We start from the raw sequence: 12,916 nt of genomic DNA, 5'->3' as shown, positions 1-12,916 counted from the left end.
TTCACCGTAGCAGGCCCGCGTGCACCAGATCGTCGAACAGCATCTGGTCGACCGGAGGGACGAGGGCGCGGTCGGCATAGGAGAACCACGCGACCTCTTCGATCTCGCTGCTCGCTGCGAGCGTTCCGCGGTACTCCGCGGTGTAGCAACTCATCCGCACCACCGCCCCGTCCGCCGGACCGTGCGGCGCCTCATAGATGCCGACGTGGGCGGCGGTCTCCGGCAGCAGCGCGACGGTGAGTTCTTCCTCGATCTCGCGCAGCAGCGTCTGCAGATCGGTCTCGGCGCCTTCGCGCTTGCCGCCCGGGATGTAGAAGACGTCCTTGCCGCGCGGTCTGGCACACAGGATCCGTCCGTCCTCGATGCGCACCCATGCCACCGTGTCGATCAACTGCCGCACTCGCCCGTCCGCCACCGCCGCAGCCTATCGCCGCGCGACGGCGAACGCGGAATGGGCAGCGCCCGCCTCACCCGGGAATGAGAGAAGCGTCCTTGGCGCCCGGGCCGAGAACGGGACGCAGGTCGCGCGGCGCGATGCGCTCACCGCACTCCGAGCACACCGGCTCGACAGTCGCGACGTTCCCGCACGGGACGTGCGTCGTCTGCACCGGCGGGCCGTCCGGCGCGGCCCATTCGTCACCCCACTGCCGCATCGCGGTGACGACCAGCCACAGCGAGCGGCCTTTCGTGGTGAGCCGGTAGTCGTAGCGAACCGGATTGTCCTGATAGGGCTCTCTGGTCAGCACGCCGTGCTCCATCAGATGCTCGAGACGCTGGGTGAGGACATTGCGGGCGATGCCGAGCCGGGCGTGGAAGTCGTCGAAGCGCGTCACGCCGAACAGGGCGTCGCGCACGATCAGCAGCGTCCACCATTCCCCCACCACCTCGAGGCACTGGGCCAGCGAGCAGTTCATGTCCTCGAAGCTCGTCCTGCGCATATCCGTCAGCATAGTCAGTTGCTTGACAGAACTCACTATCCTAATGTGCGTTGCATGAAGCAACTCACTACGCGGACGCTCGCCGGGGAGTTCGCGCTCACCGACACCGGCGCGGGCCGGTGGCAGGCGCGGGTCGACCGGTCCTGGCGGGGATGGACCGGACCGCACGGCGGCGTGATCGCGGCTCTGCTCATCGAGGTGGCTCGCGCGGCGGCTGCCGAACCTTTGCCGGTGCGGGCCGTGGACCTGCGGTTCCTGGGCCGCCCCACCGAGGATGTACTGACCTTTCGCGCGGCCGAGCACACGGTCGGTCGCAGCACCGTAGTGCTGGACGTGCACGCCGAGCAGGATGGCAACCCGGTCGCGGCGGCGTCCGTCACGCTCGGTCGCACCGTGGAATCGGGCATCGCGAAGTACACGGGCGCACCGGCACCGCGGGTGCCCGATGTCGATTCCTGCGCGCGGTTCGCCCTCCCGCCCGAACTCGTGCCCGCGGGCGCCCACTTCGATATCCGTCCCGCGGCGGGACCGCTGCCGCTCACCGGCGCGGACGAACCGATGATGTGCGCCTGGATCGCACTCCGCCCCGATCTGCCCGCGGACGCGGCGGCCCTCGCGATCCTCGCCGACGCTCTGCCGCCCGCCATTTTTCCCATGCTGCGCGCGCCCGTCGCGATCCCCACGGTGGCGCTGTCGATGCACGTGCACGACGCGCCCACCGGTGGCCTGCCGGTGCTGGTTCGCACGGTGAACGCCTCTACCGGCGGCGGTTGGTCGGTAGACGACACCTCGATCTGGGACCGGAGCGGCCTGCTGCTCGCCTCTGCCCGCCAGACCCGCCGCGTGCTCGGCTGAAACGGAGAAGATCATGCCGTCCCCTGCCGCGACGCCGAACCGGGCCGCCGCCGACTTCCGGGCCGTGCTCGCCGTCGTCTCGATCGGCGTACTGCTGTCGAGCCTGGATCTGTTCATCGTCAACGTCGCCCTTCCGGACATGTCCGCCGATCTCGGCGGAGCGCGGATCTCCGGGCTGTCCTGGGTGCTCAACGCCTATGCGATCGTGTTCGCCGCACTGCTGGTCCCGGCAGGACGACTCGGCGACCGCCGCAGCATTCGAACCACCTTCCTGCTGGGGTTGGTGATATTCGTCGCCGGGTCGGCACTGTGCGCGACCGCCTGGGACGTCGGGTCGCTGGTGGGGTTCCGCGTCCTGCAGGCCGTCGGCGGGGCGCTGCTGACGCCCGCCTCGCTCGGCTTGGTGCTCGCGGCCGCGCCGCCGCAGCGCCGCGCCGCGGCGGTGCGGCTGTGGGTCGCCTTCGGCGGCCTCGGCGCGGCGCTCGGCCCGGTACTGGGCGGGCTGCTCGTCGAATTCGGCTGGCGCTGGGTGTTTCTGGTCAACGTGCCGTTCGGCTTGATCGCGGTGGTCCTCGGCGTGCGGATGCTGCCCGATCCCGAAGGCGACGGCGGGCGGATGCCCGACCTGTTCGGCGCGGCGCTGTTGGTCGGCGCGATCGCCGGGCTGGTGCTCGGACTGGTGAAGGGTACGGACTGGGGGTGGTCGTCGGCGGGCGTGCTGGCCGCGTTCGCCGTGGCGGCGCTGTTGACGGTGGCGTTCGTGGTCTCCTCGGCCCGGCACCACAGCCCGGTGGTGGATCCGGCACTGCTGCGCGCGCCCAACTTCGCCTGGATGACCGGCAACGCCGTCTTCTTCAACGTCGCCTTCGGCGCGATGCTGCTGTCGGTGGTGCTGTGGGCGCAGAACGTGTGGGGCTGGTCGGCGATACGCACCGGTCTGGCCGTCGCGCCCGGCCCGCTGATGGTGCCGGTGATCGCGATCCTGGCGGGGCGGCTGATCGGGCGGATCGGCGCCGGGCCGGTCATCGCGGCGGGCGGGATCATCTTCGGCGCGGGCATGCTGTGGTGGGCGCGGGCGATCACCTTGACGCCGGACTACGTCGGCGGCTTGCTCGGCGGCATGGTGGTCAGCGGCGTCGGTGTCGGCCTGACCCTGCCGACCGCCTTCGCGGCCGGCACCAGCGGACTGCCGCCACAGCGGTTCGCCACCGGGTCGGCCGTGTTGAGCATGGCGCGCCAGATCGGTCTCGCGGTCGGGGTCGCGGTGCTGGTCGCGGTGCTCGGCTCACCCGCCGATCCGGAAGCGACACTGGAGGCGTTCCGGCGCGGGTGGTACGTGACGGCCGCGGTCGCGGTCCTCGCCGGTGTGGTCGGCGTAGCCGCCCGCATGCCGAAACCCGCCGCCGTGCAGCCGGAATCGGCCACCGAGTCGGCCGTCGCCTGATCCGCCGGGTCTACGTGAGGCGACGGCTCAGCGGCTGAGGCGCTGGAATCGGCGGTCCGCGAGCGGCAGGAATTCCGCGGTGATGAGCAGCGGCCGCACCACGGCCATCGGCGACGAGTGCTGCTCCAGCCAGGAATCCCCGCCGCGGACCGGCGGACCGGACAGCTCACGCGTTCGCCGCCACGGTCCACGTCGCTCAGCCGGTCCGGCATCAACTGGGGCGCGACGAAGATCTATGTGGCCCCCGCTGCATCGCTACCCGGCCCGCACCGTAAGGCTTTCGCGCCCTGCGGTCAGCGCCACGTGCGCGACAGCGGCGTCCAGCCCCCGCTTCGGCAACGGCGCATCGTCGAACATGGTGATCTCGACGGCGTCCTCGGTGAGTTCCCAAGTGCCCGCGATACGTCCGCCCACCACGACGATCGGTGAGATCCAGCCCGCGGTCCGGCTCACCTTCGCACGATGGGCGGCGGGCAGCGCGACGGTGTCACCGGTGCCCGGTCCCAGCACGTACTGGTCGAAGGCGCCGAGCAGGTGCACCGTCGCGCTCGGCGCGGCGGCGGCCAGCGCGTCGACCTGATCGGTCGGGAGGAAGCCGCGGCGGCCCTCCACGTCGACTTCGGTGAGCAGGTCACCCAACTCGGCGAACCAGCGCCGCACCGTGGATTTGCGCAGACTGTTGCGGCTGAGCCAGGCGTCGAAGGTCTCCGGCGTCGCCGGGCCGTAGGCGCCGAGATAACCCAGGATCGCCGCGGGCGCCGCGGCATCCGGCTCGGGCAGGCCGGGCCAGTCGCGCACCAGCTGGGCGGGACGGGCGAAGGTCACCTTGGCGCCCCGCGACGGACCGTGGCAGAGCACCCCTTGCCAGGCCAGGGGTTTGAGCAGCGCGCCCCAGCCGGAGCGCAATTCCTCGCCGAGCCGGTGGAAGCCCGGCTCGGACACCAGCGCCTCGACCAGTTCCTCGCGGGTCAGCACCGCGCCGTCGAGCACCTCGGCGACCGCCTCGGCCAGCGCCGCCACCTCCGCGGGCGAGGCGCCGAAGTTCTTCTGCCAGGCGGGCTTCTCCCAGGTGCGTGCCGAGCCGATGAGCGCAAGGCAGGCGGCGGCCAGATCAGGAGTGAGCGCGTGCAGGGTGCCGCGCATCGCCCAGGTCTTCATCAGCGCGCCGTCCCCGAGCGCGCGAACCAGCCCGCTCGGTTCCGGTTTCGTGCTGCGCAGCCCGACCGCCAGTTCCGCCGCGGAGGCGACCTGGGCCTGCACACCGCACAAACGCCCGGCGATGGCTACCGCGCCCTCGTCCGCACGGGACCGGACATACTGACGATCCAGCCGCCAGGCGAAGACCTGATCCCAGGTGGCCCGCACGCGTGCTCCTTCTCCCACTCAGGTCAGCAGCGCGCCGACACCGGCCACCGTCGCGGCCGCCAGCGCCGACCCGGTCACCGTCATCGCGATCACGCCGAGCAGGGCGGTGCGGGTGGTCGCTCGCCGGATCGCGCCGACCGGGTCGGCCAGCCGCTCGGCGCGGGCCAGTACCGCCGTGCCCGCCGCGGCCAGCGCACCCGGGGGCGCGGGCTCGACGACGCCGACGATCGCCAGCAGCCCCCCCAGCAGCGGCAGCGAACCGTGCTCGTCGGCGGCCTTGTCGTCGGCGCACATCTCCAGCAGCCGGGCGATCTCCGCCGCACCGACGGTGAACAAGCGCAGTCCCGGCAGCGTGGTGGCCACCGCGCGCAGCACCGCCGACAACGCCGCGTGCCTGCCGGACAGGTGCGCGCGCTCGTGCGCGAGCACCGCGGCCAGCTGGTCGTCGTCCAGCACGTCCAGCGCGGCGGTGGTGACCACGATGGTGTCGGGCCGTCCAGGCACGCAATACACCTGCCGCTCCGGCGAATCGAGCACGACCGCACCGATACCCGGCACCGGCCTGCCGACCAGGCGGACGGCCCTGGCGTGGACGCTGGTGCGCCTGCGCATGTCCACCACGACACCCACCGCGCGCGCGATGAGCGCCACCGTGCCGGTGGCCACCAGCGCCGCCACGGCGAATGTCGCCGCCCGGGTGGCCGCGGCGCCGTGCACATGCATGGGCGTCCACAGGAACGACACGCAGGAGCGCAGCGCGTCCTTCGGATGTCCCCAGTAGGTGGCGAACTCGATGGTCACCACCGTCGCGGCGATCCCCCAGGCGCTCAGGGCGCCGACGATCGCGACGACCCAGGCGATCACGCCCAGCCGCGGCGCGATGCCGCGATGGGTCAGACTGCGCAGCACGGGCGGACCGAAACTCGCCACGACGCTGCCGTACAGCGTCAGCGCGATGGCCAGGTTCACGGGACTTCTGGTGACTTGCGCGCCGCGAGTCTGCGCAGCGCGGCACGCAGCCCGGCCGACTCCTCGGCGCTGATCCGATCGACGAAATGACTGAGCACCAGATCGGAGCGTCCGCCGGACCCCAGCGCTTCGAGCATGAGCCGGGCGCTGTGCTCCTCCCGGGTGAGCGTCGGCCAATATCGGTAGGCCTTACCGGCGCGTTCGCGTGCCAGCCAGCCCTTGCGATGCAGGTTGTCCATGGTCGACATCACCGTCGTATAGGCGATGTCGCGCTGAGCCGACAGGTCGTCGAAGATCTCGCGCACCGTTGTGTCCTCTGCGTCCTGATCCCAGATGCGGTCCATGATCACCGCCTCCAGATCCCCGAATCCACGCACCGTACCGACTCCCTCATCCGAGCTGTACCCCGTCGTGGGAACAGGGTACCGGTTACGGCCGGTTACTACGGAGGCAACCAGTAGATCCTTCCGCGCCGACCAGGGCTGCGGGATGCCTCGCACGCCTGGGGCCGTGCCCTCACGCCGTGTCGCGCGGCGTCCGATCGAGCATGGCGAGGTACGTATCGAGCTGGGCCGCGCCGGTGAGAAGGTTGCGGCTGCGCGTGGTCAACCGGTCTTGCCAGGAGTCGAGGAAGGCGCTCAACGCGTCCGCCCCGCCCGCCGCGCGCAGCGACTCGACGAACCGCGCGACCTGGGACAGTCGGTAGCCGCCCCGGCGCAGCTGTCGTGCGATCTCGGCGTCGCGTACGCAGTCCGGTCCGTAGTGGCGGTAACCCGTCGCCCGGTCCCGGTCGGGGCGCAGAATGCCATGGGACTCCCACATGCGCAGTGTCGCCGCGTGCACGCCGAGCCGGCGCGCGAGTTCACCGACGGTCAGCGGTCGGCCGTGGACAGCGGTAGGCATCGTGCGGGCCAGGCCGCCCAAGGCCGTCGCGACCTCGCTGCGGGTGTCGCGTTCGGTGAGCAGCGCGACGTGCGCGGCGTCGATGAGCCGGTAGGCGGACTCGAAGTCACCGCGGTTGGTCGCGCGCATGATGTCCGTCGCCTGCCGGTGCCCGTGGCCTGCGCGCAATGCGAGAAAGGCGCGCAGCGCCTGCGCGTGCAGGGCCGTATAGCGCCGATACCCGGCCTCACTGCGCTCCGCTGGCGGAAGGATGCCCGCGTCGTCGTAGTTGCGGATCGCCTGTGCGGACAAACCGTGTTCCCGGGCGAGGTCGATCGGCCGCAGCTCACACCTCCGATTGAGGCTTCGATTCCTGAATACCAGGGATCAGTCGCGAAAGTTTCATCCGAATGTTCAACGATACTGTCGAGGGCAGTTCCTTCTGGAAAGGGGTGCTCATGTCCACTGCCGCAGCACTGCATGCCGTCGGCCGCCAACTCGACGACCCGGCAAGCCTGGGCCGTGCCCTCGACGAACTGCTCGAGGCGCGGACCGAGCCGACGGCCCTGCTGGCCCTCGGTGAGCCGACGCACGGGGTCGAGGCGTTCCCGTTGTTACGCAACGAGATCCTCTGTCACCTGGTCGAACGGGGGTACCGGTCGATCGTGCTGGAGACCGATGTCTTCGCCGCGTCGGTTGTCGACGACTACGTGGCGGGGGCAACCGCGGACATCGACACGGTGCTCGCGACCGGGTTCAGCCACGGGTTCGGCGCGGTGCCGGGCAACTGCGAACTCGTCGAATGGCTCCGCACACACAACGCCACCCGCGCGCCGTCGGACCGGGTTCGCTTCCACGGCTTCGACGCTCCGGTGGAGCACTCCGGCGCGCCGAGTCCGCGACGTGCACTGTTCTCGGTCACCGACTATCTGCCCGCGGCGCTGCGGCCCGGGTCGATCCGCGACCTCGACGCACTGCTCGGCGAGGACGCGGACTGGACGAACCAGGCGGCCATGTACGACCCGGCTGCGTCCATCGGAGACTCGGACCGCGCTCGTGCCCTGCGCGTCGTCGCGGACGATCTCGCCTGCGCGCTGCACCGCGCGGCACCCGGCCTGCGTCGCGCCGACCCGACCGGCTACGACCACGCCGTCGCGCACGCGCGCACCGCCCAAGGCCTGCTGCGCTATCACGCGGCCATGGCCGGTTCCGCACCCGATCGCATCGCGACCCTGCTCAGCGTGCGCGCCGAGATGATGGCCGAGAACCTGCTCGCGATCGTCGCGCAGGAGCAGCGACGCGGACCGAGCCTGGTATTCGCGCACAACGCGCACTTGCAGCGCGTGCAGTCCCACACGCCGATCGGCCGGGACGAGGCGAACTGGGGCAGCGCCGGCGCGCTCGCCGAACTCACCCTCGGCGAGCGCTACGTGTTCGTGGCAACCGACGCCAGTCCCGACAGTGAGCCGGGCACCCTCCAGCGCGTATTGGCCGAGGCGACCTCCCGCCGTGCCCTGTTCCCGGCCCAGGCCCTGCGCGCCGCGCTCGCTCCGTCGATCAGCACGAGCGCACCTTTCGTGCCCGGCCATATTCCGCTGACCCCGCCGGACTTGGACGGCGCCGATGCGGTCATCTTCATCGCCGACACCGACGGAAAGCGGCATCAGTACTGGTAGGCCTTCGCCCCGACCTCTGACGCCGGCTCGCGGGCGTCTCGGCGGCTATTCCGAACAGCCCGGGGAGTTCGACACGCCAGACGGACGCTTATGCGAACATATGTTCGTGTCCGATGCGTCCGTCCCCCGCAGACCCCGGATACTCGCGCGGCCGGAGGCATCGATCCTGCATGCCGACCTCGACTCGTTCTACGCCTCGGTCGAGCAGCGGGACGACCCGCGGCTGCGCGGCAAGCCGGTGATCGTCGGCGGCGGCGTGGTCCTGGCGGCGAGCTATGAGGCGAAGGCGTTCGGGGTGCGCACCCCGATGAACGGCGGGCAGGCGCGCCGGTTGTGCCCGCACGCGATCGTGGTGCCGCCGCGGATGTCGGCCTACGCCGAGGCGAGCAAGGCCGTCTTCGAGATCTTTCGCGACACCACGCCCGTGGTGGAGGGCATCTCCATCGACGAGGCCTTTCTCGACGTCGGCGGCCTGCGCCGGATCGCGGGCGAGCCGGTCGCCATCGCGACGCGGCTGCGCGCGCAAGTCCGCGACCTGGTCGGCTTGCCCATCTCGGTGGGCATCGCCCGCACCAAGTTCCTCGCCAAGGTGGCCAGCGCCGTCGCCAAGCCCGACGGATTGCGGCTGGTCCCACCGGACGGCGAACTGGAGTTCCTGCATCCGCTGCCGGTGGAGAGACTCTGGGGTGTCGGCGACGTCACCGCGCGCACGTTGCACGAGCACGGCATCACCCGCGTGGGTCAGCTGGCCGAACACGGCGAGCGCCCGCTGCGGGCGATACTCGGTCCCGCCGCCGCCCGCCACCTCTATGCCCTGTCCTGGGCGCGGGATCCGCGTCGCGTCGAGACCGGCAGGCGGCGGCGTTCGATCGGCGCCCAGCGCGCCCTCGGGCGCAAGCGCCGTCCACCCGACGAGATCGAGGCCTACCTGCACGGGCTCACCGACCGGCTGGGCAGGCGGCTGCGCGCCGCCGACCGGGTGTGCCGAACGGTGGTGCTGCGGCTGCGTTTCGACGATTTCGCCCGGGCCACCCGCTCCCACACCCTCACCCAGGCCACCGACCACACCGAGACGATCCTGTGCGCGGCCCGCGCTCTGCTCACCGGCGCGATGCCGCTCATCCAGGAGCGCGGCCTCACCCTGATCGGCCTGGCACTGACCAATCTCGACGACGCCGACACCGTCCAGCTCTCGCTGCCCTTCGAGGCCCGCGCCACCGGCACCCTCGACGCGACCCTCGACGACTTGCGCAAGCGCTTCGGCTCCGCCGCCGTCACTCGCGCGACCCTCCTGCACCGGGGCGAGGGCCTCTCGGTCCCGCTCCTCCCCGACTGACGCCGACGGCGGGCCGCGGCCGCACCATCCCTCAGTACGCCCGTTTCGGCCGCTTGTCCATCAACCGCAGGATCAGCGGCGTGAAGATCAGCTGCATGGCCAGCTCCATCTTGCCGCCGGGGACAACGATGCAGTTCGACCGCGACATGAACGAGTCGTGCAGCATCGACAGCAGATAAGGGAAGTCGATCACCTTCGGGTCGGCGAACCGGATCACCACGAAACTCTCGTCCGCCGTCGGAATGGTGCGCGCGATGAACGGATTCGACGTGTCCACCGTCGGCACGCGCTGGAAGTTGACGTAGGTGCGGGAGAATTGCGGGCAGATGTAGGTGACGTAGTCCGGCATCCGCCGCAGGATCGTGTCGATCACGGCCTCGCTGGAGTAGCCGCGCTCGGTCTTGTCCCGGATCACCTTCTGAATCCACTCCAGATTGATGATCGGCACGACGCCGACCAGCAGATCGGTGTACCGGGCCACATCGACCGTGGAGGTGACCGCCGCGCCGTGCAGGCCCTCGTAGAACAGCAGATCGCTGCCCGGCGTCAATTCCTCCCACGGCGTGAAGGTTCCCGGTGACTGGCCGTAGGGCTTGGCCTCGGTCTCGTCGTGCAGGTATCGGCGCACGGTCCCGACGCCGGTCTCGCCGTAGTCACGAAACAGCGTCTCCAGTTCTTTCAGCAGGTTGGCTTCCTCACCGAAATGCGAGAACCGCAGATTGCGGGTCTGCTCGGCCTCGGCCATGGCCAATTTCATCTCGTTGCGGTCGTAGCGGTGGAACGCGTCGCCCTCGACAACGGCCGCGGTGATCCCCTCGCGGCGGAAGATCTCCTGGAAGGTCCGGGTCACGCTGGAGGTCCCCGCCCCGGAGGATCCGGTGATCGCGACGACCGGGTGCTTGACCGACATGGTTCTCCTCTTCAGCGCTGGGCCGGACGAAACAGCGACCGCCTGCCGAACAGCGAACTGTCGAAGCTGGGCCCCTCGTCGGGTTCACGGTGATACCGCTCGATGCGCTCCACTTCGTTGCGGGAGCCGAAGATCAGCGGTACCCGCTGGTGGACATCCCCGGGCAGCACTTCCAGCACCCGCTCGCTGCCGGTGGTCGCCGCGCCGCCGGCCTGTTCGACGATGAACGCGATCGGGTTCGCGCCGTAGAGCAATGCCACCCGCCCCGGACGCGCGGGCGGGCGGGTGTCGCGCGGATACAGGTACACCCCGCCCCGCGTGAGGATGTGGAAGGTGTCGGCGACCAGCGATGCCACCCAGCGCATGTTGAAATCCCGCTCGCGTGGCCCGTCCACACCGTCCAGGCACTCGTGCACGTAGCGGCGCACGGGTCGCTCCCAGAAGCGCTCGTTGGCCGCGTTGATCGCGAAACCGGACGTGTCCTCGGGAATGCGCATCCGCGGGTGGGTCAGCACGAACGCGCCGATCTCCCGATCCAGGGTGAACCCGTCCACGCCGCTGCCGGTGGTCAGCACCAGCATGGTCGCGGGCCCGTACAGCGTGAACCCCGCGCACACCTGCTCGACACCGGACTGCAGGAAGTCCTCCGCGGCCGGACCGTCCTGCGACCCCGTGTCCCGCACGGGCGCGCGCAGCACGCTGAAGATCGTGCCCACCGGAAGGTTCACGTCGATGTTCGACGAACCGTCCAAGGGATCGAACGCGAGCAGGTATTTCCCGCGCCGATGCGTGGCGGGCACCGGATGGATCTCGCTGATCTGTTCGGAGAGCAACGCCGAAAGATGGCCGGTCCACTGGGTTTCGGCGACCATGATGTCGTTGGCGATCGCGTCCGGTTCGCGGTGCACCGTCAGCGGGGGATTGTCCGGCCCCGAGGGGCCGAGTGATCCGACGATCGCGCCGCGGGTGACCTGATTGGCGACGATCTTCGTCGCGGTCGCGATCACGTTCACCAGGGCGGAGAACTCACCGGACGAGCCGGGATGCCGATGCTCCTGCTCGATGGTGTAGCGGGTGAGGGTCTTCAGTCCTTCTGGCATAGCGCCTCGATCTCGTCACCGGGGGGCTCGTGCGGCGGGCCCGGGGTCGGTGAACACGCTGCTGCCGTACACATCCTGATCGGTGAGCGTGATCAAATCGGTCTTGGTCAGTGGTCTGCGCAGCTCGACGAGCCGCTTGGCCTGCCGCAACCGGCAGCGGTCCAGCGCGTTGCGGACGCTGCGCGCGTTGGAGAAGCGCGGACGGGCCATCCGGCGTTCCAGGTACTCCCCGAACGCGCTGCGCGCCGCGTCGTCGAAATGGAAGTTCTCGGCGGCCACCATGAGTCCGGCGATGTCCAGCAGCTCGGCATGGGTGTAGTCGGCGAACTCCAAGTGGTGGGCCACCCGCGAGGACAGACCGGGGTTGGCGGAGAAGAAGCGGTCCATCCGGTCCGGGTATCCCGCGAAGATCACCACCAGGCTGGCGCGCTCGTTCTCCATCTCCTGCAACAGGATCTCGATCACCTCCTGCCCGTAGTCGCGTTCGTTCTCCGGCCGGAACAGGTAGTAGGCCTCATCGATGAACAGCACGCCGCCCGCCGCCTTGGCCAGCGCCTCCTTCGTCTTGGGGGCCGTGTGCCCGATGAACTGGCCCACCAGGTCGTCACGAGTGACGGTGTGCACCTTGGGTTTGCGGATGTAGCCGAGCGCGTGCAGCATCTGCGCCATCCGCAATGCCACCGTCGTCTTGCCCGTGCCCGGTCCGCCGGTGAAGCTCATGTGCATGGTCGGCCGCGACGAAGTCAGCCCGAATCGCTGCCGCGCGCGGTCGATCAGCAGCAGCGCCGCGATCTCGCGCACCCGCCGCTTCACCGGGGCCAGGCCGATCAGTTCCGCGTCCAGTCTGCGCAGCGTCTCCTCGACGTCGTGGCCTGCGATGTCGGCCGCCAGATCCAGCACCGCGTCCTCGCCCAGGATCTCCGGCGCCTCCGTTTCGGCGGGCGCCGTCCGCACCGCGCCGGGGAGGTCGGTCCCCGGCCGGTGCAGACGGAATCCCGAGCCGTTGGGCTCAGCCGCCATACCGGTCTCCCGGGCGGACGGTCGTGGCATACGAGTGCAGGCCGTAGGTCTGCCTGCGGTCCGGTCCCTCGGTGCGGGTCAGCACGAAGCCGGGCTCGTCGGGCGGCCGCTGCACCAGGAAACTCAGTGCTGTCGTCTGCCTGGTGTAGCGGGCGTCGTAGGCCAGCACCCGCACGTAATGCCGCGGGAAAGTGGCTCGGCAGGCGTTGATCTCGGCCAAGACACCGTCGGGCTCGTCCAGGTCGAACAGCGGCAGTCCCCACATCTCCCAGTAGGCGTTGCGTGGATGCGGATCGTCGGTGTATTCGATGGATACCGGCCAGCTGTTGAGCAGCGCGTAGCGCACCTGGGCGGCGATCTGCTCATCGGTCAGCGGCGGCAGGTAGCAGAACGTTCCGTGCCGTAGATACATCGGTTTGTC

At 70.2% G+C, this 12,916-nt stretch carries 14 protein-coding genes; 4 read left to right on the top strand and 10 right to left on the bottom strand.

Going from position 1 to position 12,916, the window contains the following annotated elements:
* Window position 1: 1 nt before the first annotated feature.
* Both NG1_RS06660 and NG1_RS06655 read right to left on the bottom strand, forming a co-directional pair.
* Window positions 2-415, bottom strand: coding sequence for an NUDIX hydrolase (locus tag NG1_RS06660; RefSeq protein ID WP_062969035.1), 414 nt, complete (start codon window positions 413-415; stop codon window positions 2-4).
* 52 nt (window positions 416-467) lie between these two features.
* Window positions 468-938, bottom strand: a complete 471-nt coding sequence (locus NG1_RS06655) for a winged helix-turn-helix transcriptional regulator (protein ID WP_062969326.1) — start codon at window positions 936-938, stop codon at window positions 468-470.
* Window positions 939-992: 54 nt separating this feature from the next.
* Here NG1_RS06655 and NG1_RS06650 point away from each other — a divergent pair, with 54 nt between their 5' ends.
* The gene (locus NG1_RS06650) at window positions 993-1,793 is read left to right on the top strand and encodes an acyl-CoA thioesterase (protein WP_062969033.1); all 801 of its coding nucleotides are present in this window, start codon (window positions 993-995) and stop codon (window positions 1,791-1,793) included.
* A 13-nt stretch (window positions 1,794-1,806) separates the two neighbouring features.
* Window positions 1,807-3,237, top strand: coding sequence for an MFS transporter (locus NG1_RS06645; RefSeq protein WP_062969030.1), 1,431 nt, complete (start codon window positions 1,807-1,809; stop codon window positions 3,235-3,237).
* 255 nt (window positions 3,238-3,492) lie between these two features.
* Here NG1_RS06645 and NG1_RS06640 read toward each other — a convergent pair whose 3' ends face one another.
* The 4 genes from NG1_RS06640 to NG1_RS06625 all read right to left on the bottom strand — a co-directional run bounded on the left by NG1_RS06640 (window position 3,493) and on the right by NG1_RS06625 (window position 6,798).
* On the bottom strand, window positions 3,493-4,602 hold the full coding sequence (locus NG1_RS06640) for a DNA glycosylase AlkZ-like family protein (RefSeq protein ID WP_062969028.1): 1,110 nt from the start codon (window positions 4,600-4,602) through the stop codon (window positions 3,493-3,495).
* A gap of 18 nt (window positions 4,603-4,620) precedes the next feature.
* Window positions 4,621-5,571 carry a M56 family metallopeptidase gene (locus NG1_RS06635; RefSeq protein ID WP_062969026.1) on the bottom strand — a complete coding sequence of 317 codons (951 nt, stop codon included), beginning with the start codon at window positions 5,569-5,571 and terminating at the stop codon, window positions 4,621-4,623.
* Entirely contained in the window at window positions 5,568-5,948 is a 381-nt protein-coding gene (locus NG1_RS06630; protein WP_040866763.1) for a BlaI/MecI/CopY family transcriptional regulator, read from the bottom strand. Before NG1_RS06630 ends, NG1_RS06635 begins: the two co-directional genes overlap by 4 nt.
* Before the next feature lie 139 nt (window positions 5,949-6,087).
* Window positions 6,088-6,798 carry a MerR family transcriptional regulator gene (locus NG1_RS06625; RefSeq protein WP_062969024.1) on the bottom strand — a complete coding sequence of 237 codons (711 nt, stop codon included), beginning with the start codon at window positions 6,796-6,798 and terminating at the stop codon, window positions 6,088-6,090.
* A gap of 113 nt (window positions 6,799-6,911) precedes the next feature.
* Between NG1_RS06625 and NG1_RS06620 the strand changes: the two genes are divergently transcribed.
* Together NG1_RS06620 and dinB are read left to right on the top strand one after the other, a co-directional pair.
* The gene (locus NG1_RS06620) at window positions 6,912-8,129 is read left to right on the top strand and encodes an erythromycin esterase family protein (protein ID WP_062969325.1); all 1,218 of its coding nucleotides are present in this window, start codon (window positions 6,912-6,914) and stop codon (window positions 8,127-8,129) included.
* A 100-nt stretch (window positions 8,130-8,229) separates the two neighbouring features.
* Complete coding sequence (gene dinB / locus NG1_RS06615) at window positions 8,230-9,465, top strand: DNA polymerase IV (protein WP_062969022.1); 1,236 nt, start codon at window positions 8,230-8,232, stop codon at window positions 9,463-9,465.
* Window positions 9,466-9,496: 31 nt separating this feature from the next.
* Here dinB and NG1_RS06610 read toward each other — a convergent pair whose 3' ends face one another.
* The 4 genes from NG1_RS06610 to NG1_RS06595 are packed head-to-tail and all read right to left on the bottom strand — an operon-like array spanning window position 9,497 to window position 12,907.
* Window positions 9,497-10,375, bottom strand: a complete 879-nt coding sequence (locus NG1_RS06610) for a phosphoribulokinase (protein WP_062969020.1) — start codon at window positions 10,373-10,375, stop codon at window positions 9,497-9,499.
* 11 nt (window positions 10,376-10,386) lie between these two features.
* Window positions 10,387-11,475, bottom strand: a complete 1,089-nt coding sequence (locus NG1_RS06605) for a class 1 fructose-bisphosphatase (RefSeq protein ID WP_062969018.1) — start codon at window positions 11,473-11,475, stop codon at window positions 10,387-10,389.
* A 15-nt stretch (window positions 11,476-11,490) separates the two neighbouring features.
* Entirely contained in the window at window positions 11,491-12,495 is a 1,005-nt protein-coding gene (locus NG1_RS06600; RefSeq protein WP_062969016.1) for an AAA family ATPase, read from the bottom strand.
* Window positions 12,485-12,907 carry a ribulose bisphosphate carboxylase small subunit gene (locus NG1_RS06595; RefSeq protein ID WP_043691098.1) on the bottom strand — a complete coding sequence of 141 codons (423 nt, stop codon included), beginning with the start codon at window positions 12,905-12,907 and terminating at the stop codon, window positions 12,485-12,487. Before NG1_RS06595 ends, NG1_RS06600 begins: the two co-directional genes overlap by 11 nt.
* Window positions 12,908-12,916: the final 9 nt, after the last annotated feature.

Source organism: Nocardia gamkensis NBRC 108242, from assembly GCF_001612985.1.
GTDB lineage: Bacteria > Actinomycetota > Actinomycetes > Mycobacteriales > Mycobacteriaceae > Nocardia > Nocardia gamkensis.
Note: the sequence above shows the minus strand (reverse complement) of the source record. Positions and strands in the feature narration are given on the sequence as shown.